Annotated in this window: 29 protein-coding genes; 17 read left to right on the plus strand and 12 right to left on the minus strand. The window is 63.5% G+C overall.

What is annotated here, in order from left to right:
• Window positions 1-64: 64 nt before the first annotated feature.
• The 3 genes from DIZ22_RS10190 (at window position 65) to leuA (ending at window position 3,198) form a co-directional block, all read left to right on the plus strand.
• Window positions 65-685 (plus strand): YceI family protein, encoded by a 621-nt coding sequence (locus tag DIZ22_RS10190; RefSeq protein WP_122928162.1) that lies wholly within the window; start codon window positions 65-67, stop codon window positions 683-685.
• Between the two features lie 4 nt (window positions 686-689).
• Window positions 690-1,295 (plus strand): YceI family protein, encoded by a 606-nt coding sequence (locus tag DIZ22_RS10195; RefSeq protein ID WP_048937304.1) that lies wholly within the window; start codon window positions 690-692, stop codon window positions 1,293-1,295.
• Between the two features lie 229 nt (window positions 1,296-1,524).
• Complete coding sequence (gene leuA, locus DIZ22_RS10200; protein ID WP_048937305.1) at window positions 1,525-3,198, plus strand: 2-isopropylmalate synthase; 1,674 nt, start codon at window positions 1,525-1,527, stop codon at window positions 3,196-3,198.
• 118 nt (window positions 3,199-3,316) lie between these two features.
• Here the strand turns inward: leuA and DIZ22_RS10205 are convergent, their stop codons facing one another.
• The gene (locus DIZ22_RS10205; RefSeq protein ID WP_234415746.1) at window positions 3,317-4,699 is read right to left on the minus strand and encodes a M20/M25/M40 family metallo-hydrolase; all 1,383 of its coding nucleotides are present in this window, start codon (window positions 4,697-4,699) and stop codon (window positions 3,317-3,319) included.
• 194 nt (window positions 4,700-4,893) lie between these two features.
• Here DIZ22_RS10205 and DIZ22_RS10215 point away from each other — a divergent pair, with 194 nt between their 5' ends.
• Entirely contained in the window at window positions 4,894-6,195 is a 1,302-nt protein-coding gene (locus tag DIZ22_RS10215; RefSeq protein WP_122928163.1) for a dicarboxylate/amino acid:cation symporter, read from the plus strand.
• Between the two features lie 36 nt (window positions 6,196-6,231).
• Here DIZ22_RS10215 and DIZ22_RS10220 read toward each other — a convergent pair whose 3' ends face one another.
• From DIZ22_RS10220 to DIZ22_RS10230, 3 genes are all read right to left on the minus strand, one after another.
• Window positions 6,232-6,999 (minus strand): ThuA domain-containing protein, encoded by a 768-nt coding sequence (locus DIZ22_RS10220; RefSeq protein ID WP_048937307.1) that lies wholly within the window; start codon window positions 6,997-6,999, stop codon window positions 6,232-6,234.
• 71 nt (window positions 7,000-7,070) lie between these two features.
• On the minus strand, window positions 7,071-7,457 hold the full coding sequence (locus DIZ22_RS10225; RefSeq protein ID WP_048937379.1) for a RidA family protein: 387 nt from the start codon (window positions 7,455-7,457) through the stop codon (window positions 7,071-7,073).
• On the minus strand, window positions 7,457-8,614 hold the full coding sequence (locus DIZ22_RS10230; protein ID WP_048937308.1) for a DSD1 family PLP-dependent enzyme: 1,158 nt from the start codon (window positions 8,612-8,614) through the stop codon (window positions 7,457-7,459). Before DIZ22_RS10230 ends, DIZ22_RS10225 begins: the two co-directional genes overlap by 1 nt.
• A gap of 149 nt (window positions 8,615-8,763) precedes the next feature.
• On the opposite strand from DIZ22_RS10230, the gene DIZ22_RS10235 reads away from it, so the two are divergent.
• From DIZ22_RS10235 to trmFO, 5 genes are all read left to right on the plus strand, one after another.
• Complete coding sequence (locus tag DIZ22_RS10235) at window positions 8,764-9,309, plus strand: MarR family transcriptional regulator (protein WP_122928164.1); 546 nt, start codon at window positions 8,764-8,766, stop codon at window positions 9,307-9,309.
• A gap of 61 nt (window positions 9,310-9,370) precedes the next feature.
• Window positions 9,371-10,393: an SRPBCC family protein gene (locus DIZ22_RS10240; protein ID WP_048937310.1), complete on the plus strand. Its 1,023-nt coding sequence runs from the start codon at window positions 9,371-9,373 to the stop codon at window positions 10,391-10,393.
• Between the two features lie 20 nt (window positions 10,394-10,413).
• The gene (locus DIZ22_RS10245; RefSeq protein WP_037520998.1) at window positions 10,414-10,785 is read left to right on the plus strand and encodes a hypothetical protein; all 372 of its coding nucleotides are present in this window, start codon (window positions 10,414-10,416) and stop codon (window positions 10,783-10,785) included.
• 51 nt (window positions 10,786-10,836) lie between these two features.
• Entirely contained in the window at window positions 10,837-11,244 is a 408-nt protein-coding gene (locus tag DIZ22_RS10250; RefSeq protein ID WP_037521000.1) for a hypothetical protein, read from the plus strand.
• Between the two features lie 123 nt (window positions 11,245-11,367).
• On the plus strand, window positions 11,368-12,714 hold the full coding sequence (gene trmFO / locus DIZ22_RS10255; protein ID WP_048937311.1) for a methylenetetrahydrofolate--tRNA-(uracil(54)-C(5))-methyltransferase (FADH(2)-oxidizing) TrmFO: 1,347 nt from the start codon (window positions 11,368-11,370) through the stop codon (window positions 12,712-12,714).
• 16 nt (window positions 12,715-12,730) lie between these two features.
• Here the strand turns inward: trmFO and DIZ22_RS10260 are convergent, their stop codons facing one another.
• Together DIZ22_RS10260 and DIZ22_RS10265 are read right to left on the minus strand one after the other, a co-directional pair.
• Window positions 12,731-13,195, minus strand: a complete 465-nt coding sequence (locus DIZ22_RS10260) for a hypothetical protein (protein WP_048937312.1) — start codon at window positions 13,193-13,195, stop codon at window positions 12,731-12,733.
• Window positions 13,196-13,240: 45 nt separating this feature from the next.
• Window positions 13,241-13,900, minus strand: coding sequence for a hypothetical protein (locus tag DIZ22_RS10265; protein ID WP_048937313.1), 660 nt, complete (start codon window positions 13,898-13,900; stop codon window positions 13,241-13,243).
• Window positions 13,901-14,039: 139 nt separating this feature from the next.
• Between DIZ22_RS10265 and DIZ22_RS10270 the strand changes: the two genes are divergently transcribed.
• The 3 genes from DIZ22_RS10270 to DIZ22_RS10280 are packed head-to-tail and all read left to right on the plus strand — an operon-like array spanning window position 14,040 to window position 17,201.
• Window positions 14,040-15,962, plus strand: a complete 1,923-nt coding sequence (locus DIZ22_RS10270) for a pilus assembly protein (RefSeq protein WP_048937314.1) — start codon at window positions 14,040-14,042, stop codon at window positions 15,960-15,962.
• Complete coding sequence (locus tag DIZ22_RS10275) at window positions 15,959-16,552, plus strand: TadE/TadG family type IV pilus assembly protein (protein WP_048937315.1); 594 nt, start codon at window positions 15,959-15,961, stop codon at window positions 16,550-16,552. Before DIZ22_RS10270 ends, DIZ22_RS10275 begins: the two co-directional genes overlap by 4 nt.
• Window position 16,553: 1 nt before the next feature.
• Entirely contained in the window at window positions 16,554-17,201 is a 648-nt protein-coding gene (locus DIZ22_RS10280) for a TadE/TadG family type IV pilus assembly protein (protein WP_164488878.1), read from the plus strand.
• A 64-nt stretch (window positions 17,202-17,265) separates the two neighbouring features.
• Here DIZ22_RS10280 and DIZ22_RS10285 read toward each other — a convergent pair whose 3' ends face one another.
• The 4 genes from DIZ22_RS10285 to eno all read right to left on the minus strand — a co-directional run bounded on the left by DIZ22_RS10285 (window position 17,266) and on the right by eno (window position 21,613).
• Entirely contained in the window at window positions 17,266-18,633 is a 1,368-nt protein-coding gene (locus DIZ22_RS10285) for a pyruvate dehydrogenase complex E1 component subunit beta (RefSeq protein ID WP_004211797.1), read from the minus strand.
• Window positions 18,633-19,706, minus strand: a complete 1,074-nt coding sequence (gene pdhA, locus DIZ22_RS10290) for a pyruvate dehydrogenase (acetyl-transferring) E1 component subunit alpha (protein ID WP_004211796.1) — start codon at window positions 19,704-19,706, stop codon at window positions 18,633-18,635. Before pdhA ends, DIZ22_RS10285 begins: the two co-directional genes overlap by 1 nt.
• A 230-nt stretch (window positions 19,707-19,936) precedes the next feature.
• Window positions 19,937-20,248, minus strand: coding sequence for a septum formation initiator family protein (locus DIZ22_RS10295; protein WP_004211795.1), 312 nt, complete (start codon window positions 20,246-20,248; stop codon window positions 19,937-19,939).
• A gap of 90 nt (window positions 20,249-20,338) precedes the next feature.
• Entirely contained in the window at window positions 20,339-21,613 is a 1,275-nt protein-coding gene (gene eno / locus DIZ22_RS10300) for a phosphopyruvate hydratase (RefSeq protein ID WP_037521021.1), read from the minus strand.
• Between the two features lie 226 nt (window positions 21,614-21,839).
• On the opposite strand from eno, the gene DIZ22_RS10305 reads away from it, so the two are divergent.
• The 5 genes from DIZ22_RS10305 (at window position 21,840) to DIZ22_RS10325 (ending at window position 24,177) form a co-directional block, all read left to right on the plus strand.
• Window positions 21,840-22,445 (plus strand): hypothetical protein, encoded by a 606-nt coding sequence (locus DIZ22_RS10305; RefSeq protein WP_122928165.1) that lies wholly within the window; start codon window positions 21,840-21,842, stop codon window positions 22,443-22,445.
• 65 nt (window positions 22,446-22,510) lie between these two features.
• On the plus strand, window positions 22,511-22,885 hold the full coding sequence (locus DIZ22_RS10310; RefSeq protein WP_048937317.1) for a phage holin family protein: 375 nt from the start codon (window positions 22,511-22,513) through the stop codon (window positions 22,883-22,885).
• Window positions 22,882-23,205, plus strand: coding sequence for a hypothetical protein (locus tag DIZ22_RS10315; protein ID WP_122928166.1), 324 nt, complete (start codon window positions 22,882-22,884; stop codon window positions 23,203-23,205). The genes DIZ22_RS10310 and DIZ22_RS10315 overlap by 4 nt, the downstream gene beginning before the upstream one ends.
• The gene (locus DIZ22_RS10320) at window positions 23,198-23,851 is read left to right on the plus strand and encodes a hypothetical protein (protein WP_004211790.1); all 654 of its coding nucleotides are present in this window, start codon (window positions 23,198-23,200) and stop codon (window positions 23,849-23,851) included. Before DIZ22_RS10315 ends, DIZ22_RS10320 begins: the two co-directional genes overlap by 8 nt.
• Before the next feature lie 104 nt (window positions 23,852-23,955).
• Window positions 23,956-24,177 carry a DUF4170 domain-containing protein gene (locus DIZ22_RS10325; RefSeq protein ID WP_004211788.1) on the plus strand — a complete coding sequence of 74 codons (222 nt, stop codon included), beginning with the start codon at window positions 23,956-23,958 and terminating at the stop codon, window positions 24,175-24,177.
• Window positions 24,178-24,240: 63 nt separating this feature from the next.
• On the opposite strand, the gene DIZ22_RS10330 is transcribed toward DIZ22_RS10325, so the two are convergent.
• Both DIZ22_RS10330 and greA read right to left on the minus strand, forming a co-directional pair.
• Window positions 24,241-24,900, minus strand: coding sequence for a rhomboid family intramembrane serine protease (locus tag DIZ22_RS10330; RefSeq protein ID WP_048937319.1), 660 nt, complete (start codon window positions 24,898-24,900; stop codon window positions 24,241-24,243).
• Between the two features lie 4 nt (window positions 24,901-24,904).
• Window positions 24,905-25,381: a transcription elongation factor GreA gene (gene greA / locus DIZ22_RS10335; RefSeq protein WP_004211784.1), complete on the minus strand. Its 477-nt coding sequence runs from the start codon at window positions 25,379-25,381 to the stop codon at window positions 24,905-24,907.
• Between the last annotated feature and the right edge of the window lie 69 nt (window positions 25,382-25,450).

A 25,450-nucleotide genomic window follows, 5' to 3' on the forward strand; every position in this document is an offset into this window, starting at 1 on the left:
AACAATCGAGGGACGTGGCATATTCTGTGCCGCGTCCCTTGAATGCTTTTGGAGAGCGTTTCCCATGCGCAAATATCTGATCTCTGCCGCTGCCCTGATCGCGGTCGCCGGCGGCACTGTCGTCATCGCCCAGGCCCCGATGGCCGTCCCCGGCAGCAAGGATGTCGCCAAGGTCACCGGCGGTACCTACAGCGTCGAGCCCAGCCACACCCAGATCGTCTTCGCCTATGACCATATGGGCTTCACCAACAATATGGGCGTCATCACCCAGCCGACCGGCACGCTGACACTGGACAAGGCCAATCTCTCGGCATCGAAGGTGTCGATCACCCTGCCGATCGCCAACCTCACCACCGGCATCCCGGCGCTGAACGAGCATCTCGCCAAGCCCGAATTTTTCGACGCCGCCAAATTCCCGACCGCGACCTTCGTGTCGACCGGCGTGAAGCCCGACGGCGCGACCGGCGCGGACATCACCGGCAACCTGACCATCAAGGGCATCACCAAGCCGGTGAAGCTGGATGCCGAATTCTATGGCGCCGGTGCGAACCCGATGAACAAGAAGGAAAATGTCGGCTTCGTCGCGACCGGCACGATCAAGCGCAGCGATTTCGGCATGGGCGGCTTCGTCCCCGTCGTCGGCGACAATGTCGAACTGAAGATCATCGTCGCCTTCCAGAAGTGATGCGATGATCCCCCGCCCGGCCCGCGCGATCCTGCTTCTGAGCCTGATCGCGTGCGGGCCGGCGGTGGCCAGTCCGGATGGCGGCCCTGCGCTCTATGCGCCGGGCCGCTATCTGGTGGATGGCGCAGCGACCAAAGTCCACTTCCATGTGAAGGCGCTGGTTGGCGGCTATGAAGGCGATTTGACCCAGCCCGAGGGCATGGTGATGATCGACCCCGCCCGGCCCGAGCGGGCCGACGTCGATATCCGCTTCCCGGTCGAGAAGATGACCACGGGCGATCCTTCGACCGACGCCATACTGAAAGGCGAGAGCTTTTTCGACATGGTCCATTTCCCGACCGTGCGCTTTACCGCCAGGGACGCGCCGCTGGCCGGCAGCGACAGCGCGACGATCATTCCGGGCGAACTCACCATGCATGGCCAGACCCGCGCGGTCACCCTGTCGGTCCGGCTGACCGGCGTCACGCCCGACGAAGCGCCTGGGATCGCCATCCTGCACTTCACCGGCAGCATGAGCGTCGAGCGCAGCCATTATGGCATGGGCTTTGGCCGCCCCTTCGTGTCGGACAAGGTCGACCTGACCATCGACGCAATTTTCCGTCGCGCCTGACGCCCCTTTCGCAAGAAACGGCTTTACGCTCCTCCTGTCCGCGTTTATGGGACAGCATCATGCAGAGCGTCGCGCTTCTTACCCTGCTACGACTTACACGCCCTTAGGCGTGGCTTTTGTGCTGCCTTCCGGCTAAGGGCAGCGTCGATCCGCCTAAGGGCATTCATCACAGTCAAGTCGTACCCCGGAGCGCGCAATAGCGTCCCGAGCCAGGAAGTAGTTTGATCCCATGATGCTGACCGATCCTTCGCAGAAATACCGCCCCTTCCCCCAGGTGGACCTGCCCAATCGCCAATGGCCGTCCAAGGTCATCACCAAGGCGCCCCGCTGGCTGTCGACCGACATGCGCGACGGCAACCAGTCGCTGATCGACCCGATGAACGCGGAAAAGAAGCGTCGCTTCTTCGACCTGCTGGTCAAGGTCGGCGTCAAGGAGATCGAGGTCGGCTTCCCCGCCGCCGGCGCGACCGAGTTCGACTTCATTTCGGGCCTGGTCAAGGAAGGCGCGATCCCCGACGATGTCATGCCCCAGGTGCTGACCCAGGCGCGCGAGGATCTGATCGCCACCACCTTCGAAAGCCTGCGTGGCGCGAAGCAGGCGATCGTCCATGTCTATAACGCGATCTCGCCGGCCTGGCGCAACATCGTGTTCCAGATGGAACGCCCGGAAATCAAGCAGATCGCGATCAACGCCGCCAAGCTGCTGCGCGACAATGCGGCGCGAATGCCCGACACCGACTGGCATTTCGAATATAGCCCCGAAACCTTCTCGACCGCCGAGCTGGATTTCAGCCTGGAATGTTGCGAGGCGGTGATGGACATCCTGCAGCCGACACCGGATCGGCCGCTGATCCTGAACCTGCCCGCCACCGTCGAGTGCGCGACCCCCAACATCTATGCCGACCAGATCGAATGGATCTGCCGCAACATCTCGCGCCGTGACAGCGTGGTGATCTCGCTGCACACCCATAATGACCGGGGCACCGGCGTCGCCGCCGCCGAACTGGGCATCATGGCCGGCGCCGACCGCGTCGAAGGCTGCCTGTTCGGTAATGGCGAACGCACGGGCAATTGCGACCTGGTGACCGTCGCGCTCAACATGTACACACAGGGCATCGATCCGGAGCTGGACTTCAGCGACATCGACGAAGTCATCCAGACCGTCGAATATTGCAACCAGCTGCCCGTCCACCCGCGCCACCCCTATGCCGGCGAACTGGTGTTCACTGCCTTCTCGGGCAGCCACCAGGACGCGATCAAGAAGGGCTTTGCCGCGCAGGAAGCGCGCAACGACCTGTTCTGGAACGTCCCCTATCTGCCAATCGACCCCAAGGATCTGGGCCGCGACTATGAGGCGGTGATCCGCGTCAATTCGCAGTCGGGCAAGGGCGGCGTCGCCTGGGTGCTGCAGCAGGACAAGGGCTATAAGCTGCCCAAGCGGATGCAGGCCGACTTCTCGAAGGTGGTGCAGGCGCTGGCCGACCAGTCGAGCCGCGAACTCAACGCCGCCGACATCTCGGCCGCGTTCGACGACTATTATCATCAGACCGGCGACCAGGCCTATAGCCTGATCGACTATCATGAGAGCGGCAGCGCGGGCGACCGCATCTTCACCGGCAAGATCGTCCATGAAGGCGGCGAACGCTCGATCTCGGGTCGCGGCAACGGCCTCATCTCGTCGGTGCTGGCTGCGCTGCGCGACGAACTGGGCGTGGTGCTGGAGGTTGCCGACTATAATGAGCACGCCATCGGCGCCGGCACCGACGTGAACGCCGCCGCCTATGTCGAATGCCGCACCGCCGACGGCCGCACCGTCTTCGGCATCGGCACCGACAGCGACGTCGCGACCGCATCGGTCAAGGCCGTCCTCTCGGCCGCCAATGCGGTGGCCGTGCGAGGCTGATATCCATCCGTTCGCCCTGAGCGAAGTCGAAGGGCACGGCCGACCATCGGGAGGCCACTTCGCTTCGCTCAGTGTCGGGCTTCGACTTCGCTCAGCCCAAACGAATTAAGGATAAACCTTACTTCGCCAGCGCCCGGACCACGCTGTCCCACTGGGCCAGCGAGGCGGCGATGCCCGCCACCGGCACCCGTTCATTGAGGCCATGGGCAAAGCCGTCCTGCGCCTTCATGAACAGGCTGGATACGCCATAGCTGGGCACGCCCAGCGCGCGGAAATAGAGGCTGTCGGTCGCGCCGGCCGACATCCCCGGCATCACCGTGATCGCGGGCGAGCGCGCCTTGATCGCGGCCGCCACCGCCTTCACCACATCGTCGCGCAACGGCGAGGCGTCGCTGCCAGTGGGGTCGTTGAGCGTGGTGAAGGTCACGCTTTGATCATCCACCACCTTGATCAGTTGCGCCTTCACATCGTCGATCTTCACGCCGGGAAAGATGCGGCAATTGACGCTGACCTTGGCACTTTGCGGCAGGGCGTTGAGCGCATGGCCGCCCGACAGCATGGTCGCGACGCAGGTGGTGCGCACCTGCCCCACAAATTCGGGCCGGCTCGACAATAGTTCCGCAGAGGCCGGATCCTGGGTCGCGGCATAGAGGCGCATCGCTTCCCCCACATCGCCGCCGATCCGCTGCGCCGACAAGCTGAGCGACGCCTTGGTCAGTTCGTTGATCATCGGCGGGAACTGATAGGCCGCGATCCGGTCGATCGCCTTGGCCAACCGATAGATCGGATTGCCTGGCGTCGGCGCGCTCGAATGGCCGCCCGGATCGGTGAAGCCGATCTCGAAATCGGCATAGGTCTTCTCGCCCGCCTGCAACTGGTAGAGGACGGGCTTGCCACTCTCGTCGAGCAGACCGCCGCCGCCATCGCCGTTCAGCAGCAGTTCGGCATCCTTATATTTGGCCGCCAGCGCCTTGGTGGTGACCATGTTGGTCTCCTCGTCGCCCGACAACAGCAGGATGACGCTGCGGCGCGGGGTCCAGCCCTCCTTCTTGAGCTGCGCCAGCGTCGCAACCATCATCGCCACGTCATATTTATTATCTTCCGACCCGCGCCCGAAAATATAGCCATCCTCCTCGACCGGGACGAAGGGATCGCGCGTCCAGTCGGCGCGGTTGGCGGCCACCACGTCCATATGACCGATCATCAGCATCGGCTTGAGGCTGGGTTCCCGCCCCTTGATCGTCGCCGCCAGGGTCGCGGTCTCGCCCATCGGGGTGATGACGATATCGGCATCGGCAAAGCCCGCCTGCTTGAGCACCGACGCATAATAGGTCGCGAGCGCGGGCACCTGCCCCGCCCCCTCGACCGTCTTGAACGCGACCGATCGCTTCAATATCTCCTTGGCCGCGCCGGCATCCGCTGCCGCCTGCGCCCCGACTGGCATTGCCAGCCCCCCTACTCCCAGCATCGCCCCTGCCAGCAATATCCCCCGCAATTGCATATATTTATACTCCCTGATGGACCCGAGCGACGATTGTGGCATAGCGGATCGCGCCGTTCCATGCGTTTGATCGGACGGCGCGCGGAAAGAGGGCCACCTTATCCGCACTGAACCCCTTGAAAGAATTGCTTGCGCGCAATCGGATAGATGCCATCCGATATAGCGCGCCGGTCGTCCAAAGGAAAAATGCCATCATGGCCCTCAATTATCGCAGCTTCGGCTTCCAGGTTCTGCTCGGCATGGTCGTGGGCCTTGCCCTCGGTCTCGTCGCGCGCCAGATTGGCGCCGGTCCGGATGGCGACCTCAACTGGCTGGCGACCACGCTCAAGACGGTCGGATCGATCTTCGTCTCGCTCTTGAAGGCGATCGTTCCACCTCTGGTCTTCGCCGCGATTGTCGCGTCGATCGCCAATCTGCGCGCGCTCGACAATGCCGCCCGTCTCGCCGGCCAGACCCTGCTCTGGTTCGCGATCACCGCACTGATCGCGGTCAGCATCGGCCTCGCCATCGGCCTGATCGTTCAGCCGGGCGCGGGCCTGCACGGCACCGCGCTCGCCATGGGCAAGGCGGATTCGGTCGGCGGCTGGCTCGATTTCCTCAAGGGTCTGGTCCCCGGCAACAGCCTGGCCCTGTCGGGTAGCACCAAGATCACTGACGGCAGCGCCAGCACCAGCATCTCGTTCAACATCCTGCAGTTGCTGGTCATCACGATCGCGGTCGGCCTCGCCACGCTGAAGGTCGGCGACAAGGCGGAGCCCTTCCTCTCCTTCGTCCGCTCGCTGCTCGCCGTCGTCCGTGCGATCCTGGGCTGGGTCATCCGCCTGACGCCGATCGGCTCGGCCGCGCTGATCGGCACCGCGATCGCCACCTATGGCTGGAGCGCACTGGCGCAGCTCGGCACCTTCACCGCCGCCATCTATCTCGGCCTCGGCCTCGTCCTGCTGGTGGTCTATCCGCTGCTGCTGATCGCCAATGGCCTGAAGCCCGGCCCTTTCTTCGCCAAGGCCTGGCCGGCGATCCAGCTCGCCTTCGTCTCGCGCTCGTCGGTCGGCACCCTGCCGGTGACCGAGACCGTGACCGAGCGGCTGGGCGTCGACAAGGGCTATGCCGCCTTCGCGATCCCGCTCGCCTCCACCACCAAGATGGACGGCTGCGCCTCCATCTATCCGGCACTGGCAGCGATCTTCGTCGCGGGCTTCTATGGCATCCCGCTGCACTTCATCGACTATGTGCTGATCGTCTTCGTCTCGGTCATCGGCTCGGCCGCGACCGCCGGCCTGACCGGCGCGATCGTGATGCTGACGCTGACCCTCTCGACGCTGGGCCTGCCGCTCGAAGGCGCCGGCCTGCTGCTGGCGATCGACCCGATCCTCGACATGGGCCGCACCGCCGTCAACGTTGCGGGCCAGGTGCTGGTGGGCGTCATCGTCGCCAAGCGCGAGGGCATTCTCGACGAAAGCGCCTATTATGGCGAGGGCGAACTGGTCGCCGCCTGATCGAAAACCGGGCGGCGCGGGCGTTCCGCGCCGCCGTCAGGGCAGCTGGCCGCGCCCGGTCGCCGTCCAGTAGATGCCGCCCATCAGATGGTCGAGATAGCGCGGATCGCGATACATCTCGCCATTATGGCCCAGCGTGGTGACGAACACCCGCCCCTTCTCATAGGCATGATACCAGGCGACGGGATGCTCCCGCCCCATCGGCCTTGCCACCTGCCCCAGCCAGATTTTGGTCGGGTCGTAGCTGCTTTCCTCGACATTCAGCACCGGATGGATCGTCACCTTATAGGGGTTGGCGGTGACATAATATTCGTCGGTCCAGATCCAGCGATCGGGCAGACCATAGGTGGCGGGAAAACCCTTGTCGGTCGGCGTCACCACCGCCGTCTGCACCATCGGATGGATGACGAAGCTGCGCCCGACCATCTTCTCGTACCAGGCCCATTCGCCCGGCGGCGTGATGAGCGCGCGATGCACGACGATGGCATTGCCGCCCGCCCGCATATAGGCCTCGAACCTGGCGCGCTGGGCCGGGTTCAGTTCCTCGCCCGGCGTATTGAGGAACATCACCGCCGCATATTGGCTGAGATCGCCATCGAAGACGGACGTGTTGTTGGCCCAGGTGAAGCTGAAATCATGCAGCTTGCCAAGATTCTCCAGACTGTCCCGCGCGATCGGTATATATTCATAATGATATTTGTTCGGGATGGCGAGGACGAGCAACTTATACTGGTCCTCCGCCCGCACCGCTGCGGGCACCGACAGCGCCATCAGGGCGATGAGTGCCCCGACCTTGTTTCTCATCCGCCTGCCTCCTTCACTCGCCTATCGCTAGGACAGGCGGCGACGGAAAGATAGCGCTCCCATGGTCGTAATCAGCCCGGTAGCAGGCCGATCGCGTCCACTTCGACCAGACAGCCATGATGAAGTTCGGGTGCGGGCACTACCGTGCGCGCCGGCCGGGCGTCCCCCATCATCTCGGCATAGATACCGTTGAAACGCGGCCAATTCTCGACGCCCACGATATAGGCGGTGACGCGCGCGATCCGTTCCGGCCCGCATCCTGCCTCTGCCAGGATCGCCAGCATATTGCCGATCGCCAGCCGTGCCTGGTCCTCAAACGACAGGTCACTACGCGGCCCCTGCCCCGCCACCACCGGCAATTGCCCCGACACGAAGACGAAGCCATTCGCAATCGTCGCCTGCGCATAATGGCCGGCGGGCGCCGGCGCCTTGTCGGTCTCGATCCGCTGCACGTCCATCACCATCCTCCAAATCGCGGCCAGACCGCTTCCACCATATCGCTGCCGTCCCGCACCACATGATAGCGATCATGCTGCGCGCCGGTGGCACAGGCGTGATTGGGCAATATTCGCACCCGATCGCCCACCGCCAGGTCCGGCAGCGCGCCGGATGCCCCCGGCCGCAGCGCGATGATGCCATATTCCTGATTGGCATCGACCAGGATCAGATCGCCATAGGGCCGCCCGTCCCGGTCGCAGACCAGGCCATAGCCCTGATCGACATCCTGTTTCGCCGTGCCGCGATCGCGCGACATCGCCATCCAGCCGGCATCGACCAAGATCCAGCCCTTGTCCCGCTGATGCCCGATCACCGTCGCCAGCACCGACAGGGCGATGTCGTCCACAGAACAGATGCCGATCCCGGCCATCACCAGATCGAAGAAGACGAAGACGCCGGCGCGCACCTCGGTCACGCCGCTCAGGTCCGTGGCGTGATGCGCGGTCGGGGTCGATCCGACGCTGATCATCGGACAATCATGTCCCGCCTCCCGCAAGACCCGCGCCGCCGACACCACGGCATCCCGCTCGGCGTCAGCGCAGGCGCGCAGTTCCGCCGCGCCGCGCGCGCCATAGCTGCCGCCGGCATGGGTCATCACGCCGCGCAATGCGCCGCCCTGCGCCAGCGCCGTGCCGATCGCCCGCAGCCGCGCCGCATCGTCGGGCTGCACGCCCGACCGGTGGCCGTCGCAATCAATCTCGATCAGGGCCGGAATGGCCGTGCCCGCCGCGCGCGATGCGGCCGCGACCGCCTCTGCCTGCTCGACCGAATCCAGCACGATCGCCAGGTCCACGCCCTGCGCCCGCAGCGCAAGTATCTCGGGCAACTTGGCTGGACTGATGCCGACCGCATAGAGAATGTCGCGCACCCCGGCCGCCGCAAAGCGGCGCGCCTCCTGCAAGGTCGATACCGTCGCCGGTCCTTGCGCCGTCGGCATCAGCCGCTGCGCGACCTCGACCGACTTGGCGGTCTTGAGATGCGGCCGCATCCCTACGCCCAGCCCGTCCAGATGTGCCCGCAGCCGCGCGATATTGCGATCCATCCGGTCGGCATCCAGCACAAGGCAAGGCGTCGACAAGCTATCGAGGGGAAAGGGATCGTCGGAAAAGGCAGACATAAGAGGCTCCGTTGCTGACCCGCAGATTGCCGACATGCGGCGGCTTTTCAACGGGCTCGACGAATTCCGACGATTTTTCCTCCGCCGTCACCGCCCCCTTGCCCGACTCTTTTCATTCCGTTATTTCTGTTTTTACAGAAAGGAATGTCATGCCACTTCTCGACCATCCCGATGCCAAGGCGTTCCTGCTCCACTGGGGTGAGATGGGCACGCAATGGGGCGTCAACCGGTCGGTCAGCCAGGTCCATGCATTCCTCTATCTGTCGGACCATCCCCTGCCCGCCGACGAGATTGTCGACCAGCTCGGCCTTGCCCGCTCCAATGTCTCGACCGCGCTCAAGGAACTGCAATCCTATGCGATCGTCCGCCGGGTCCATGTAGAGGGCGACCGGCGCGACCATTTCGTCGCGGAATCCGATCTGTGGGAAATGCTCACCCGCATCGCTGCCGAGCGCAAGCGGCGCGAGATCGACCCAACCATCGCCCTGCTGAACGACCTCGCCCAGCGGCTCGCCAGGGATGAAAGCTGCCCGCCCCATGTACGCGAGCGCATCACCCGCATGCATGAATTCATGTCGACGCTTGGCAACTGGTATGAGCAGGTCAACAAGCTGCCCAAGTCGACCCTGATCGCCCTCATGAAGCTCGGCAACAAGGTCGCCCGCTTCATTCCTACCGGCAAGAGCAAGGACTAGTCGCTGCTAATCGATGCGCCCTGACGCCCGATCGCACCCAGCTATTTCGGAGTTTACAGAAATGTCTGACAAAAACGACGAAAATCCCGATCCCATCGCCCCGCCCGTTCGCGCCGGATCGGCCCCGCTGCGCATTGCATCGGCCGTCGCGCTGGCCATGGCCTTTGCGATCGGCGTCTATCTGCTGCTCGACGCCACCCGCGTGAACGGCCTTGTCAGCTTCACCTTCCTGCTGCTCCTGCCCGCCGCGCTCACCGCCTTCGTTGCCTATGTCGGCGATCCCTGGGCGGAGCGGTCGCGCCGCTATTATATGACGATGCCGCTCTGGCTGCTGGGCGCGACCATCCTCCTGTCCGTCCCGGTGCTGAAGGAAGGGGTGATCTGCATCGTCATGCTCGCCCCGCTCTGGATCGCCAGCGGGCTGGCTGGCGCCTATGCCACCTATCGGCTGCGCGGCCGTGCTGGCGATCGCGGCACCAGCTATTGCATGGCGGTGCTGGCCATGCCGCTGATCGCGATGCAGGTCGAACCGATGATCCCCCTGCCCGACGCCACCGCCACCGTCAGCCGCTCGATCATCGTCGAGGCCAGCCCGGACCGGATCTGGCCGCTGCTGCGCGGCATTCCCGATGTCCGACCGGGCGACGGAACATGGACCTTCACCCAGGATGTGCTGGGCGTACCCCGGCCGCTCGGCGCCCATATGCTGGGTGACGGGATCGGCGCAGTCCGCATGGCCGACTGGGGCCGGCAGGTGCGGTTTCGCGAACATATCATCGATTGGCAACCGGGCCGCAGCATCGGCTGGCGCTTCGATTTTCGCGGGCTCGACGCCTGGCAGTTCACCGACCGGCACCTGATGCCCGACAGCGCCTATTTCAAGGTGACGACCGGCGGCTATCGCATGGAACCGGCCGGCCCCGGCCGCACTCGCGTCATCATCGACACCCATTATTGGATGCAGACCCCGGTCAATGGCTATTCCCGGCTGTGGGGCGAAATTTTCTTGGGCGACATCGAAAAGAACCTGCTCGTCCTCATCAAGCAGCGCGCCGAACGGCCGGTCGCGCCCGCCATCCTCTGACTGCCAAAAGGAGATGAACCATGGTTGAAACCGCCTATGCCCTCTATCTGGTCATCACGCTCGCCATCACCATCTGGGTCGCGCGCACCCTGTCGAAAAATGGCGAGGTCTTCCTGATCCAATGTTTCGGCCATGATGCGCAACTGGCCCGATCGACCAACCATCTGCTCGTCGTCGGCTTCTACCTCGTCAATATCGGCTTCATCACCCTGACGCTCAGCCTGGGCAAGGAACCGACCAGCTATGCCGAAACGATCCGCTTCCTCAGCGCCAAGATCGGCCTCGCCGTGCTGGTGCTGGGCGGCATGCATTTCTTCAACATGGGCGCGATCGCCCATTTCGGCCGCAAGGTGAATGGCTGGCTGCACGACGGCCATCCCCAGGCCGCCTGATCGCCAGCCGGAAGGGTGCGCCCCACCCTTCCCCCTTTCCGGGAGGTTCCGATGTCCCATGCCGATCCTGCCCATCTTCGCGGCGGCGCCCGCGCGATCCTGACCGCCGGCCCGTTGTTCGTGACGCTCTATCTGGCCGCCGATCTCTATCGCCGCATACCCGATGCCATTACGGTGGATCTGGGAATCCTCATCATCCTGCCCCTCATATTGCTCTTCGCGTTGATCTTCGGCCCCTTGGTTGCCGCCATCCCGATCATCATCGGGACGACGTCGATGCGCGTCCTGGCATATCATTGTCCCCTTTTTGCCCCCCGCGCCTTCTGGTTGCTCGCCGGTGCCGCCGTCGGCTTCGGCGTGGCTTATGGCTGCGACCTATTGGGGGAATTCCCTGATTTGAGCTTTGCCCTGATCGCAACCAGCGGCCTCAGCGGCTGGCTGGCCTACACGCCGGAATAGTATTTCCGCGCCCCTGTCCTATTGAACCATGCCCCGCTATACTGATTGCATCTCATAACAATATGTCCCACTGGCGTTCGGAAATTACCGAATGTGCGGGAAAAGTGCGAAGTTAAGCGAAATATGTCCAATCACCAGATCCATGTCATCGGCGGCGGTCTCGCCGGTTCGGAAGCCGCCTGGCAGCTCGCCCAGGCCGGTATCAAGGTCCGCCTGTCGGAAATGCGCGGCACCGGAGAGATGACCCCGGCGCACCAGACCGACGGCCTGGCCGAACTGGTCTGCTCCAACAGTTTCCGTTCCGATGATGCGGACAAGAATGCCGTGGGTCTGCTGCATCAGGAAATGCGGCGTCTCGGCTCGCTGATCATGGACCGCGCCGAACCGGCCAAGGTGCCGGCCGGTTCTGCCCTGGCGGTCGACCGCCATGTCTTTTCCGACGGCGTTACCCGCGCACTCGCCGAACATCCCAATGTCGAGATCGTGCGCGAGCGGATCGACACGCTGCCGACGGAGGGCATGACCATCGTCGCCACCGGGCCGCTGACCGCCGCCGCGCTGGCCAGCAGCATCGGCGAAGCCGCCGGCATGGAGCATCTCGCCTTTTTCGACGCGATCGCGCCGGTCATCCATTTCGACAGCATCGACATGGAAGAATGCTGGATGGCCAATCGCTGGGACAAGATCGGCCCCGGCGGTGGCGAGGGCAAGGACTATATCAACTGCCCGATGAACAAGGAGCAGTATCAGGCCTTCGTCCAGGGGCTGCTCGACGGCGAGAAGACCGAGTTCAAGGAATGGGAGTCGAGCACCCCCTATTTCGAGGGCTGCATGCCGATCGAGGTGATGGCCTCGCGCGGGCCGGAAACGCTGCGCCATGGCCCGATGAAGCCGATGGGGCTGGACAATCCCAAGACCGGCCGCTGGCCCTATGCCGTGGTCCAGCTGCGCCAGGACAATGCGTCGGGCACGTTGTGGAACATGGTCGGCTTCCAGACCAAGCTGAAGCATGGCGCCCAGGTCGAGCTGTTCCGCACCATTCCGGGGCTGGAAAAGGCGGAGTTCGCGCGGCTGGGCGGCCTGCACCGCAACACCTTCATCCAGAGCCCGAAGCTGCTCGACCCGACGCTGCGCCTCAAAAGTGCGCCGCATATCCGCTTCGCCGGGCAGATGACCGGGTGCGAGGGCTATGTCGAAAGCGCTGCCATCGGCCTCATCGCCGGGCGTTTCGCCGCGGCCGAGATACTGGGCCAGGACCTGGCGCCGCCGCCCGCCGACACGGCACTGGGCGCGCTGCTCGGCCATGTCACCGGCAATGTCGAGACCGCCGACTATCAGCCGATGAACGTCAATTTCGGCCTGTTCCCGACGCTGGACGACGTCAAGAAGAAGCAGCGCAAGGAAGCCTATACCGCCCGCGCCCGCGCCTCCTTCGGTCGCTGGCTGGGTGAGGTGGTGGAACCGGCCTGATCCATCCGGGACAGGCTCAGCATTTGCAGCGCGGTTTCGCCGCCCGCTTCGGCGCGGTGGTGGCGAACTCGGCCGGGGTCAGCTTGCCGTTCTTGTCGGCATCGGCCCCGGCAAAACGATCCGCGGTGGCCACCGCCCATTCCTCGAACGACAGGAGATTATCCTTGTTCGTATCGAGCTGTTTGAACGCGGCAGTGCGGCTGCCCAGCATCTCGATCCGGCTGATGATGCCGTCGCGATTGCGGTCATAACGGGCAAAGCGCTTTTCCTCGCGGCTCTGCGGACTGGCCTCGCCGGGCATCGGCGGCGGCTCGCCTACCGCGTCGGGATCGCCTTCGGGCAGGGCTTCGTTGGCTGGCGGTGGCGGTGGCGCGAGCAAAGCCTTGGGCGGCGGCTCGTTGGTCGCCCGCCCCTGCCACCAGAACAGGCCGGCCGCGACCAGCAGCAACGCCCCCATGCCACCTGCCAGCAACCGTCCCATCGCCCGCTCCCCCCTTCGTGACGGCAGCGAACCTATCGCGATCGACTAGCGCCCGACAAGCGCGATCCGCATCAGTCGCCAGGCCATGTTCCGCGTCAGCCCGACCGGCGCCCGCTGTCCCCGCTCGACATCATGCCGTGCCAGCAGATAGGCGATGCGCAGCGGCTTCCACGCGCTGGGCCACACCGGATCGCCCACCTGCGGCAACAGGTCGCGGGCCAGACCGATGGCCGCATCCGCCAGTGCCTCGTCGCCGCTATGGGCAGACAGGTCCCACAAGGCCCAGATCTTGCCCGCCGCGATCAGCCAGTCGGGTGCATCGGCCACATCGGCCAGCGCCTGGAACAGCCCGCCGCCGCGCCCGGCGGCATAGTCGCGCAGGCCGGTGAGGTCGATCTCCGGCTCCACCACCAGCACTTCCCAACCGTCGAGCATCGCCGGGATACCGGGCGCGGCCAGCGCACCAATCGCGCGCAGCCAGTCGACCACAGGCTCGCCCTGTCCCTTGACGCCCGCCTCGTCACTGACGACGCCCAGCCACCAGGCGAGGCGCATCTGCCCGATCGCTGGATCGCTGGTGGTTCGCGCAATTTGCGCAAAGCGCTGATCCAGCGCCCAGAGCGCCCGATGCCGCTCGGCAAAGCGCCCTGCATGCCCGGAAAGCAGGCGCGCCAGCGGCGCCAGATCGTCCGTGCGATCCATCATTTCGATCCCGATCTAAAAATGGCTTATCAATCCTTTAACCAGACTTCGCATAGAGACCCTAACCAGTCCCGTTGCATAGCCGACGATGGCCCTGTCCAGATTTCTGGGGGGAAACGGGCGACATGGGTGAATGCGGAACATGGGCAAGCAGATCAAGCGCGCGATGACATTCCTTGGCCGGCTTCGGCGCAACCAGGCGGGCAACACGCTCGCCATGGTGGCCGCAGCGGTCATTCCGCTCGCAGCGCTGATCGGCGGCGGCGTCGACATGAGCCGCGCCTATATGGCCAAGGCCCGTCTGCAGCAAGCCTGTGACGCTGGCGCGCTGGCTGGCCGACGCTCCATGACGACCTCGGCGATGACTTCTACCGACATTGACGAAGCGAAGAAATTCTTCGATTTCAACTTCCCGCAAAAAACCTTTCAGACTGACGAATTTGCACCGAACATCCGCAGCGATCCGAGCCTGACGACAACCGTACTGGTCTCCGCCGACACGCGCATCCCGACCACGATCATGCGGATATTGGGCTTCCAATATCTCAATCTGTCGGTGTCCTGCAGCTCGAAATTCGACATCGGCAATACCGATGTGATGCTGGTGCTGGACACCACCGGTTCGATGAGCAGCAATATCAGCGACGGCAATAACGGAACGACGACACGTATCGCCGCGCTGCGACAGGCCGTGCGCGCCTTCTACGACACGCTTGGCCCCGGCAACACCAATACCGGGCGGGTGCGCTATGGCTTCATGCCCTATGCCAGCAACGTCAATGTCGGACGCCTGTTACCCACGACGGCATTGGTCGGTGGAAACGCTGGCGACACCTGGGGCTATAACAGCCGCCAGATGACCTATTATAATGATACGCCGGCTTCGACCAGCACCTGCTATCGGGGCTACAAGAGCAGCGGAAGCAATAACTGCCGTACAAGTTCAGGGAGTGCCCAGAGCGACTCCAGCAATGTGGACCTCGCCGCCTGCAGATCATGGGCGCAGGCCGCCACCTCGATTAGCGGCAATTATCCCAACACGATCACCAGGGTCACCTATTCCGCCTATTCGTGGGATGGGACCACGCCCTTCCCATCTTCTGGCAACAACAACAAGAAATGTGTTCGCCAGGAAGTGACGACCACGCATACGAGCAATGTGACCGGTGGCACCGGCAATACGTCGCTCGACAAATGGTCCTATAACAAGATCAACCTCACGGTTTCCGACTATGTCCGTGGCACGGCCATTCCAAATCCTGCCTATAATGACGGCACGACGTCGACCTGGGGCGGCTGCATCGAGGAGCCGGATACGATCAACACGATCAATTCTAGCACCTCGTCCAGTTCCGTCCCAACCGGCGCGAACGACCTGAATATCGACCTGATCCCAGATTCCAACGCGACCCGCTGGCGCCCATTCTGGCCGGACGTATCCTGGTATCGCACCTCGACGCCTGCCACTTCGCCCTATTGGAGCAGTTGGGGCGGCGATCAGGCTGCCTGCCCGGCCCCAGCACGACCGCTGGCGGAATATACATCGCGGGATGCGGCGCCCAGCAACGATCCCAGCGCCACATCGTTCAATACCTATGTGAACTCGTTGGAACCCTGGGGTTTCACCAATCACACCACCGGGATGGTCTGGGGTGCCCGTATGATGTCGCCAAACGGGATCTTTGCCGCCAATAACGGCGCAGCCCCCAATGGCTTCACCATTTCGCGACACGTCATCTTCATGACGGACGGTGCGATGACCGCATCGGACGGCAATTATGACGGCTGGGGCATCAACAGGCTGGATGGCCGCATTGCCCCGACCGGCACCAGCACCGATGATCTGGTGACGATCCAGAACAAGCGCTTCTCGATTGCCTGCGAAGCCGCCAAGCGCAGGGGTATCACCATCTGGGTGATCGTCTTCGCCAGCGCGTCCAATGCCACGCTCAATAGTTGCGCCTCCAGCACCGACCATGTCGCCGTGTCCACCAACGCAGCCGCGCTGACCACCCAATTCACCACCATTGCCCAGAATATCGGCGGGCTGAGGCTCTCGCAATGATCGCGCGCCTCCTGCCTGTCCGCAACCTTGCGACTGACAGCCGCGGTGCGACGCTGGTCGAGTTCGGCTTCGTCATAGGGCCGCTCTGCCTGATCATCATGGGCATCGCCGACCTGGGATATCAAAGCTATCTCAACGCCGTCACCAAGGGCGTGCTGGACCAGGCTGCCCGCGCAGCCTCGGTCGGCACGATGACGTCGGCCCAGATCGATACCTATATCAATCAGCGCATGGCCCCCATCGTGTCGAAAAAGGGCAGCGTGGATATCACCAAGACCAGCTATTATAATTTTTCGCGGATCGGGAAGCCCGAGAAGATCCTGACCGATACCGCGCCATTGGGCACCTATAATGCGGGCGACTGTTTCGAAGACAGCAACGGCAACGGCATCTATGACACGAGCGCCGGCGCGACCGGCCTCGGCAGCGCCGACGACGTCGTCTATTATCAGGTCACGGTCACCATGCCGCGTCTATTTCCCATGGCGAAAATCCTTGGCTGGTCAGCGACGCAGACCGCCACATCATCGGTCATTCTTCGCAACCAGCCCTGGTCCAACCAGATCAGCCCGACGAAAGTCTGCACCTGACATGCGCATGCCTTCGCACCCCCTTCTGCGCCGGCTGCGGCAGGATCAATCAGGCCTGGCACTGATCGAGTTCGCCTATTCGCTGCCCGTCCTGCTGGCATTGACGCTAGGCGGGCTGGAAGTCGCCAATCTGGCCATTACCCATATGAAGCTGAGCCAGCTGGCCATGCTGGTCGCGGACAATGCCTCACGCGTGCGTGCCTCGATCGACGAGGCAGATATCAACGAGATATTCAGTGGCGCAGCGCTCTCCGCCAATGGACTCAATTTCGCCGCCAATGGCAAAATCTTCCTGTCGGACCTGGAGCCGAACAGGCAGGATGCGCCCAATACAGGCCAATATATCCGCTGGCAGCGCTGCTATGGCAGCGGCAGTTTTACCTCCACCTATGGCACCACAGGCAATGGCGCATCCGATGCCAGCATGGTCGACGGCATGGGACCGACCAACCGAAAAATCAGCGCCGGTAACGGCACGGCGGTGATGTTCGTCGAAGTCGCCTATAAATATCAGCCGCTCATTTCGAACAGCATCTTCGGCGAGAAGACGATCCGCTACACCAGCGCGTTCAACGTGCGCGAGCGAACCGACCAGGCGATGAAAAATGCCGGCAACCTGTCCACCTCGCAGACGGCAACCTGCTCCTGATAGCCGGCCACCATAGGTCTGATTAAAAAAGGGGCGATCCGATCGGACCGCCCCTTTTTCATTCTTACTTGTAGCAGACTTTCTTGGCCGCTTCGACCACGCGGGCCGCGTCGATCAACGCCAACTTTTCGAGGTTCGCGGCATAAGGCAGCGGCACATCCTCGTTGGTGACGCGCAGGACCGGGGCGTCGAGATCGTCGAAGCCCTTTTCCATCACGACGGCGGCGATTTCCGACGCGATCGAGCAGGTCGGCCAGCCTTCTTCCACCACCACCAGGCGGTTGGTCTTCTTGAGGCTCTCCAGAACCGTCGCGGTGTCGAGCGGACGCAGCGTGCGCAGGTCGATCACTTCCGCATCGATGCCCTCGGCAGCAAGCTGCTCGGCCGCGTCGAGCGCCAGGCCCACACCGATCGAGTAGCTGACCAGGGTAACATCCTTGCCCGGACGCATGATGCGCGCCTTGCCGATCGGCAGGACATAATCGTCGACCTTGGGCACGTCGAAGCTGCGACCATAGAGAAGTTCATTCTCCAGGAACACGACCGGATCGGTCGAGCGGATCGCGGCCTTGAGCAGGCCCTTGGCGTCGGCCGCGTCATAGGGCGCGATGACGATCAGGCCGGGAACCGCGGCGTACCAGGGGCCGTAGTTCTGCGAGTGCTGTGCGCCGACGCGGCTGGCCGCGCCGTTGGGACCACGGAACACGATCGGGCAGCGCATCTGGCCACCGGACATATAGTTGGTCTTGGCAGCCGAGTTGATGATGTGGTCGATCGCCTGCATGGCGAAGTTGAACGTCATGAACTCGATCACCGGACGCAGGCCACCCATGGCCGCGCCCGAACCGATGCCGGCAAAGCCATATTCGGTGATCGGCGTGTCGATGACGCGCTTGGGACCGAATTCGTCGAGCAGGCCCTGGGTCACCTTGTAGGCGCCCTGATATTCGGCGACTTCCTCGCCCATCACGAAGACGCGCGGGTCCGACCGCATTTCCTCGGCCATGGCGTCGCGCAGCGCTTCGCGCACGGTGGTCTTGACGAACTCGGTGCCGGCCGGGAGGTCCGGATCCTGCACGGTCGCCTTGGCTTCCGACGCCAGCTTGGAGGTACCGCTTTCCGCCTTCTTGGGCGCTTCTTCGGCCTTGGGGGCTTCAGCCTTGGGCGCAGGTGCCGGAGCAGCCTCCCCGCCCTCGCCCGCCATCGTCGCGATGACAGTGCCGACCTTCACGCCCTCGGTGCCTTCGGCAATCACGATCTGGCCGATCTTGCCTTCGTCGACGGCTTCGAATTCCATCGTCGCCTTGTCGGTCTCGATCTCGGCGAGAATGTCGCCGGACTTCACTTCATCGCCTTCCTTCACCAGCCACTTGGCCAGCGTGCCCTCTTCCATCGTCGGCGAGAGCGCCGGCATCTTGATTTCGATACCCATTAATATTGCTCCACCAGCACGTCGGTATAGAGTTCATGCATCTCAGGTTCGGGCGAGGTTTCGGCGAAATCGGCCGCTTCGGCGACGATCTTGCGGATATCCTGGTCGATGACCTTGATCTCGTCCTCGCTGACGCCGGCGTCGATCAGATATTTCTTCACGCCCTCGATCGGGTCGCTGTTGTCGCGCACCGCCTGAACCTCGTCACGCGAACGATATTTGGCCGGGTCGGACATGGAGTGACCGCGATAGCGGTAGGTCTTCATTTCGAGCAGGATCGGGCCATTGCCGCCCTGGACCCACTTGAGCGCTTCCTCGGTCGCGCCGCGCACCGCCAGAACGTCCATGCCGTCGACCTGGATGCCGGGGATACGGAAGCTCTCGCCACGGCGATAGAGCTGGTCTTCCGACGAGGCGCGGTTGACGCTGGTGCCCATGGCATATTGATTGTTCTCGATCACGAAGATGATCGGGAGCTTCCACAGTTCGGCCATGTTGAACGATTCGTAGACCTGGCCCTGGTTGGCCGCGCCGTCGCCGAAATAGGCAACGCACACGCCGCCATCGTCGTTATATTTGTGGGCGAAGGCCAGGCCCGCGCCGAGTGACACCTGGGCGCCGACGATGCCGTGGCCGCCATAGAATTTATGCTCGACGCTGAACATGTGCATCGAACCGCCCTTGCCGCGCGAAATGCCGGCTTCGCGGCCGGTCAGTTCGGCCATGATGACCTTGGGATCGATGCCATAAGCGAGCATGTGGCCATGGTCGCGATAACCGGTGATCACGCTGTCCTTGCCGGGCTTCAATGCCGACTGGATGCCGACCGCAACCGCTTCCTGGCCGATATAGAGGTGACAGAAACCGCCGATGAAACCCAGACCATAAAGCTGGCCGGCCTTTTCCTCGAAGCGGCGGATCAGAACCATCTGCCGATAGAATTCCAGCAGCTCTTCCTTGCTGGCCTTGTAGTCGGTGGGCGTTTCGGGGCGCGGACGATTATGGTCCGCACCGGCCGGCACTGCGGCCTTTGCCTTTGCGCTGTCGGCGCGCGGCGTGGTTGGTTTCGCCAAGGCTATTATCCTTTTGCGTGGGTAGGATGGAAGGAAGCCCGATATGCGTCAGAGTTGCATAGATTGCAACGGCGGACCCCACGGAATCCCGGCATAATGAATGTCCCGAGTGCAAAAACGACAATCCATGACAACGCTGTCGAAAACGGGTCGCGAACGACCGGCAACAAAATGTTGCCGCGACAGGATTTTACCAAATAAATGGAAAGCGCACCCTATCGACGCGCGGATCAGTTCAGCGGAACGATCACTTCATCATGGTGAATCACGCCGAGCTGGCGACGGATCAGTTCGTCAGACAGATCGGGATCGACGCGGCGCGGATTGAGCAGGTCCACCCGGTTGCGCAACTCCTGCCGATGCAGCTGGACGATCTTGAGCTCAGCCTTCGCATCGCGCAGTTGGCGCGAATAATCGCCCCAGGCGAGCACGCCATTGGAGCCGAGCACCACATAGCCGGCGAAGAACAGCAGCAACAGCACCGCGATTGCCGGCCCGAGGGCCGACATCAATAGCATGCGGAGCTTCGCGATATGCGCCATGAACTGCTTGAATCACAGGATTCGGCCGGTCGCAAGCAAAAATATGCCCGATGCGACCAGCCGAATCCCTAACCTGAAATTAGCCGTGGATCAGCGGAAGATCGAACGACCGGCATAGACCGCCATGTCGCCCAGTTCCTCTTCGATGCGGATCAGCTGATTATACTTGGCAAGCCGGTCCGAACGGGCGAGCGAGCCGGTCTTGATCTGACCGCAATTGGTGGCGACGGCAAGGTCGGCGATGGTCGAATCCTCGGTCTCGCCCGAACGGTGCGACATGACCGCCGTGTAGCGGGCACGATGCGCCATATCGACGGCGGCGAGCGTTTCCGACAGCGTGCCGATCTGGTTGACCTTCACCAGCAGCGAGTTGGCCAGCCCCTTGCCGATGCCCATCGACAGGCGGGCCGGGTTGGTGACGAACAGATCGTCGCCGACCAACTGGACCTTGTCACCGATCTTGTCGGTCAGCGCCTTCCAGCCCTCGAAATCATCCTCGCTCATGCCGTCTTCGATCGACTTGATCGGATAGTCGGCGGCCAGCGCGGCGAGATAATCGGCCATTTCGACCGGCGAGAGCGACAGGCCTTCGCCCGAAATCTCGTACTTGCCGTTCTTGAAGAATTCGGTCGCGGCACAGTCCAGCGCCAGCACGACATCGTCACCGGGCTTGTAGCCGGCCTTTTCGACCGACAGCATGATGAAGTCGAGCGCATCGCGGGTCGAGGCGATGTTGGGGGCAAAGCCGCCCTCGTCACCGACCGAAGTGGCCAGACCCTTGTCGTGCAGCCCCTTCTTGAGCGTGTGGAAGATTTCCGAACCGATGCGCACGGCGTCGGCGATGCTCTCCGCACCGACCGGCATGATCATGAATTCCTGAAAGTCGATCGGGTTGTCGGCATGCTCGCCGCCGTTGATGATGTTCATCATCGGCACCGGCAGAACATGCGAGGACACGCCGCCGACATAGCGATAGAGCGGCAGGCCGCGCGCGTCGGCGGCTGCCTTGGCAGTGGCAAGCGACACGCCCAGGATCGCGTTGGCGCCCAGACGCGACTTGTTCTCGGTACCGTCGAGCGCGATCATCGCAGCATCGACTTCGCCCTGGTCCTCGGCATCGAGGCCAATGAGTTGCTCGGCAATCTCGTCATTGACGGCGGCGACGGCCTGAAGCACGCCCTTGCCCAGATATTTGCTCTTGTCGCCGTCGCGCTTTTCGACCGCCTCATAGGCACCGGTCGACGCGCCCGACGGCACGGCGGCGCGGCCGAAGCTGCCATCTTCCAGCATCACGTCGACTTCGACGGTCGGATTGCCGCGGCTGTCGAGAATCTGGCGGGCGTGGATATCGAGAATGGCGGTCATGATCGCTCCCTGATCTGGGCCCGGACACGCGCCGGGCGGCCTTTTCGCGGCCCCGCTTAGCCAGCAGCCCCAAACTTGGCAATCCGGGGGACTTGCCATCGGACAAAAAATGCCGATGCTCAAAATAGTAACGGCGCCGGAACTGTAGGCCGCCGCCAAGCATTAGGATCATGACAGCCCGCCCCGCGCGGGACCATGAGGTTGAGCTTTAGGGAGACTTTGGACAATGGCCGACAACCCGGAAACCCCGCCCGTCAAGCGCGTGAAGAAGGCGGTTGCCGCCAAGGCGAAGCCGGCGTCGACCAAGGCCTCCACCCCGGCCGTCAAGGCCGCGCCGGTGAAGAAGGCCGCCACCCGCAAGGCGCCCGCAAAGCCCGGAAACGGGGCCACCCATGGCTGGTTCGCGCAGATCGCCCCGATCAAGGCGCAAGCCGAAAAGGCCGCCAAGGCCGCGACCGACAAGATCAATTCGGTCGATTGGAAGGCGCATATCGACCCGATCAAGGAGCAGGCCGGCAAGACCGCAAAGTCTGCGGCGAGCAGTGCCAAGGACAAGACCGGTTCGGCCATGCAGAGCCTGTCGAAGCTGATTGCAGACACCGCCGGCACGGTCGATGCGAAGCTCGGCCCGCAATATGGCGATTATGCCCGCCAGGCAGCGGAATCGGTGGCCAGTGCTGCAGATACGCTGGATAGCAAGGACGTGGACCAGTTGATGACCGAGGCGCGTGATTTCGTGCGCAAGAGCCCGGCCGTTGCCATCGGCGCGGCCGCCGTGGTCGGCTTTGTGCTGATGCGCCTTGCCAAAGGATCGTCCGACAGCGACGCCTGACGAACGCAAGACAGGATTATCGTGACGGCTAACCGCAGGCCCCGGTTCACGGGGCGGAGGGGCAATTGACGCAGGAACCAGCGGATACGGTGGCAACGCCGCAGACCGAGGGGAATGAGGAGTCTGTCCGCGCGACATTCGCCCGCCTCTACACCGATGGCCGCGCCTATGCGCAGGCGGAGGTCGAGCGCCAGAAGCTGCGCGCCGGCATTGCTGGCGCCGGCATCCGCAATGCCGCTATCCTGGGGATCGTGGCGTTGATGCTGCTGTTCGCAGCGATCGTGACCCTGTTGATCGGATTGGTGATTGCGCTGTCAGCGACGATCGGGCCGCTCTGGGCAACGCTGGCGGTGTTCGGCGGCGCTGTACTGATCGCCGTCCTGCTGCTGCTGCTGGCCAAGGGACAGATCAGCCATATGTTGAAGACGATCAAGTCATGAGCCGGGAACAGGCCTATCGCGAAGCGACCGAACGCGCGGTGCATCTGCGCAGCAAGGCGGTCCTGAGCCTTGCCGATGCCCAGGCGCGGATCGCACCCGATCGGCTGAAGGCCGATTTCGAGGCGAAGATCACGACGACTGCGCTCGACGGCGTCGCCTATGTCGGTGCCAAGGTGCGCCAGCGGCCGGTTGCAACCGGCGCGGCGGCAACCGGCATCGTCCTGTTTCTCTTCCGCCGCCCCCTCACGGCACTTTTCGGACGCCTGTTCGTTCGACTGAGGAACCGTAACACGGAAATTTCGGAGATTGATGATGGCTGACATCCGCGCCCAACTGACCCGCGTCCGCGAAGCGGCCAATGACGCCGCCGGCAGCGCAACCGACATGATCAAGGACAGCACCGGCAAGGCGCGCGAAAGCGCCGGCGAACTGATCCAGACCGGCAAGGACAAGGCGAGTGAAGCCTATGGCGACGCGCGCGACCGGGGCCAGCGTGTCGCTGCCCGCGCCAACGAGATCATTCAGGAGCATCCGGTTGCGGCTGTGGCCGGCGCGGTGGCGGCAGGCGCGGTCATCGCCTGGATGTTCCCCAAGAGCCGTAAGGTGATGAAGGCGTTGCCGGGTCTGGCCGCCACCGCCGGCGCCCGCGTGCTGGAGGCGGCCGCCACTGCCCGCACCGCCGCGAGCGAGAATAGCGAGTCGCTGCGCCATAATGCTGGCGAAGCACTGGCGAGTGCGCGGGACAATGCCGGCGAAGTGCTGAGCAAGGCCCGCGAAACGGCCAGCCATGCGCTGTCGAGCGCCAAGGAAAGCGCAAGCGACACCGCTGCAGCGGCCCGTGACGCCGCGGCATCGGCCGATCTTGGCGGCAAGGCATCGAAGCTGGCGGACGAACTGGTCGCGCTCGTTTCCACCCGCGTCGAGGCGCTGGGCGACGCGATCAAGGCGCGATTGCCGAAAAGCTAATCGCGATTGCCGCAAACGCAATCGACACAAAGGCCGCTTTCCTTGGCGGATCGCAGGGACGATGCTAAGGCACCGCGATCAGTCAAAGGAGAACATATAACGCCATGAGCAAGATGCATCTGGTGATGGGCGGCCGCGTAACCAACCCGCAGACGCTGGAATTCCAGGACCTCAGCAAGGTCGACCTGGTTGGCGTCTTCCCTGACTATGCCTCGGCCGAAAAGGCCTGGCGCGGCGCGGCGCAGCGCACCGTCGATGACGCCGAAATGCGCTATGTGATCGTCCATCTGCACCGCCTGCTGGAGCCTGAGCTGCCGGCAGCCTGATGACCCGTTTCGGGCGAGACCGGATCATGCCCCGGTTTCGCCCGAACACATATTATCGAACGATCAATTGATAGCCTGGGGCCGTTTGCGGAACCGCCAGCGCAGCAAGGGCCGGGTCAGGGCTAGCCCTGCCAGGAAGCCGCCAATATGCGCGGCAATCGCGATCTGACCCAGATCGCCCAATCCCCCCGCCGTCGCCACGCCGATCATCAACTGGATCGCGATCCAGGCGGCCGCCAGCCACAGCACCCGCACGAAATTGGCCGACAACGGCCCGATCCGCCGCACCTGTTGCTGGCTGTAAAGCAGCGCATAGGTGGCGATGATCGCGGAAATCGCGCCACTCGCCCCGACCATCGGATTGATCGATTCCGGCGTGATCGCCCATTGGGCGAAGCAGGCGGCATAGGCGCCGGCGACATAGAGGATCAGCGTGCCGGTGCGGCCCAGCACATGTTCGACCTGCCGCCCGCAGAAAAGCAGCATCAGCAGGTTGAAGCCGACATGCAGCCAGCCGGCATGGACGAAGGTGCAACTGAGCGGCGTCAGCCACCACGGCACCGCCGCCATGCCGTCCAGCAAGCCGGGGTTACCAATGCGGGCGGGCATGAACCCGCCCAGCAAGGCCGCATTGTCGATCTGCCCGGTTGCCAGCAGCAACAGGAACAGAACGAACGTGACCAGCGCGATCGCGTTGGTCGTGCGTCCGGCAGGCAGTTTCACGGGATCAGATGAACGCGATCTTGTCGACCAGGTAGAATTTGTCGCCCGACGGGACCGACACTTCCACCTCGTCACCGACCTCGCGGCCGATCAGCGCACGGCCCAGCGGGCTGTTATAGCTGATCATGCCCGCCTTGGCATCCGCCTCGGCCTGGCCCACGATCTGATATTTGACCGGCTTGTCGTCCTCGTCCAGCAGGGTCACGGTCGCGCCGAACACGATCTTGTTACCCGACAGGGTGGTCGGATCGATGATCTGGGCGCGCGACAGCTTGTCTTCCAGGTCGGAAATCGTTGCCTCGACCTGCCCCTGCCGTTCCTTGGCGGCGTGATATTCGGCATTTTCCGACAGGTCGCCGTGGGCACGAGCTTCCTCGATGGCGTCCACGATCAGAGGGCGCTCGGCCTTCAGCTCGCGGAGCTGCGCATTGAGCTTGTCATAGCCCACCTGCAGCATCGGCATCTTCTCGACGGTCGCCATTATTGCAAATCCTTCGTCAAAACTTCCCTTTGGCGGCGCCGAACGTGGCGCCACCCGCAGCATGCTTCC

Origin of the sequence: Sphingobium sp. LF-16 (assembly GCF_003711185.1) — a bacterium.
GTDB lineage: Bacteria > Pseudomonadota > Alphaproteobacteria > Sphingomonadales > Sphingomonadaceae > Sphingobium > Sphingobium yanoikuyae_A.

Excerpts from the sequence above, each read along its gene's own strand:
- DIZ22_RS10265 (WP_048937313.1), bottom strand. The coding sequence starts at position 13,900 with ATGATGGATCGCACGGACGATCTGGCGCCGCTGGCGCGCCTGCTTTCC.
- DIZ22_RS10205 (WP_234415746.1), bottom strand. The coding sequence starts at position 4,699 with ATGCAATTGCGGGGGATATTGCTGGCAGGGGCGATGCTGGGAGTAGGG.
- leuA (WP_048937305.1), top strand. The coding sequence starts at position 1,525 with ATGATGCTGACCGATCCTTCGCAGAAATACCGCCCCTTCCCCCAGGTG.
- DIZ22_RS10225 (WP_048937379.1), bottom strand. The coding sequence starts at position 7,457 with ATGGACGTGCAGCGGATCGAGACCGACAAGGCGCCGGCGCCCGCCGGC.
- eno (WP_037521021.1), bottom strand. The coding sequence starts at position 21,613 with ATGACCGCCATTCTCGATATCCACGCCCGCCAGATTCTCGACAGCCGC.
- DIZ22_RS10305 (WP_122928165.1), top strand. The coding sequence starts at position 21,840 with ATGGCCGACAACCCGGAAACCCCGCCCGTCAAGCGCGTGAAGAAGGCG.
- DIZ22_RS10270 (WP_048937314.1), top strand. The coding sequence starts at position 14,040 with ATGGGCAAGCAGATCAAGCGCGCGATGACATTCCTTGGCCGGCTTCGG.
- DIZ22_RS10195 (WP_048937304.1), top strand. The coding sequence starts at position 690 with ATGATCCCCCGCCCGGCCCGCGCGATCCTGCTTCTGAGCCTGATCGCG.
- DIZ22_RS10250 (WP_037521000.1), top strand. The coding sequence starts at position 10,837 with ATGTCCCATGCCGATCCTGCCCATCTTCGCGGCGGCGCCCGCGCGATC.
- DIZ22_RS10320 (WP_004211790.1), top strand. The coding sequence starts at position 23,198 with ATGGCTGACATCCGCGCCCAACTGACCCGCGTCCGCGAAGCGGCCAAT.
- DIZ22_RS10230 (WP_048937308.1), bottom strand. The coding sequence starts at position 8,614 with ATGTCTGCCTTTTCCGACGATCCCTTTCCCCTCGATAGCTTGTCGACG.
- DIZ22_RS10240 (WP_048937310.1), top strand. The coding sequence starts at position 9,371 with ATGTCTGACAAAAACGACGAAAATCCCGATCCCATCGCCCCGCCCGTT.
- DIZ22_RS10235 (WP_122928164.1), top strand. The coding sequence starts at position 8,764 with ATGCCACTTCTCGACCATCCCGATGCCAAGGCGTTCCTGCTCCACTGG.
- DIZ22_RS10260 (WP_048937312.1), bottom strand. The coding sequence starts at position 13,195 with ATGGGACGGTTGCTGGCAGGTGGCATGGGGGCGTTGCTGCTGGTCGCG.
- DIZ22_RS10190 (WP_122928162.1), top strand. The coding sequence starts at position 65 with ATGCGCAAATATCTGATCTCTGCCGCTGCCCTGATCGCGGTCGCCGGC.
- DIZ22_RS10275 (WP_048937315.1), top strand. The coding sequence starts at position 15,959 with ATGATCGCGCGCCTCCTGCCTGTCCGCAACCTTGCGACTGACAGCCGC.
- DIZ22_RS10215 (WP_122928163.1), top strand. The coding sequence starts at position 4,894 with ATGGCCCTCAATTATCGCAGCTTCGGCTTCCAGGTTCTGCTCGGCATG.
- DIZ22_RS10220 (WP_048937307.1), bottom strand. The coding sequence starts at position 6,999 with ATGAGAAACAAGGTCGGGGCACTCATCGCCCTGATGGCGCTGTCGGTG.
- DIZ22_RS10285 (WP_004211797.1), bottom strand. The coding sequence starts at position 18,633 with ATGGGTATCGAAATCAAGATGCCGGCGCTCTCGCCGACGATGGAAGAG.
- greA (WP_004211784.1), bottom strand. The coding sequence starts at position 25,381 with ATGGCGACCGTCGAGAAGATGCCGATGCTGCAGGTGGGCTATGACAAG.
- DIZ22_RS10295 (WP_004211795.1), bottom strand. The coding sequence starts at position 20,248 with ATGGCGCATATCGCGAAGCTCCGCATGCTATTGATGTCGGCCCTCGGG.
- DIZ22_RS10325 (WP_004211788.1), top strand. The coding sequence starts at position 23,956 with ATGAGCAAGATGCATCTGGTGATGGGCGGCCGCGTAACCAACCCGCAG.
- DIZ22_RS10245 (WP_037520998.1), top strand. The coding sequence starts at position 10,414 with ATGGTTGAAACCGCCTATGCCCTCTATCTGGTCATCACGCTCGCCATC.
- DIZ22_RS10280 (WP_164488878.1), top strand. The coding sequence starts at position 16,554 with ATGCGCATGCCTTCGCACCCCCTTCTGCGCCGGCTGCGGCAGGATCAA.
- trmFO (WP_048937311.1), top strand. The coding sequence starts at position 11,368 with ATGTCCAATCACCAGATCCATGTCATCGGCGGCGGTCTCGCCGGTTCG.
- DIZ22_RS10315 (WP_122928166.1), top strand. The coding sequence starts at position 22,882 with ATGAGCCGGGAACAGGCCTATCGCGAAGCGACCGAACGCGCGGTGCAT.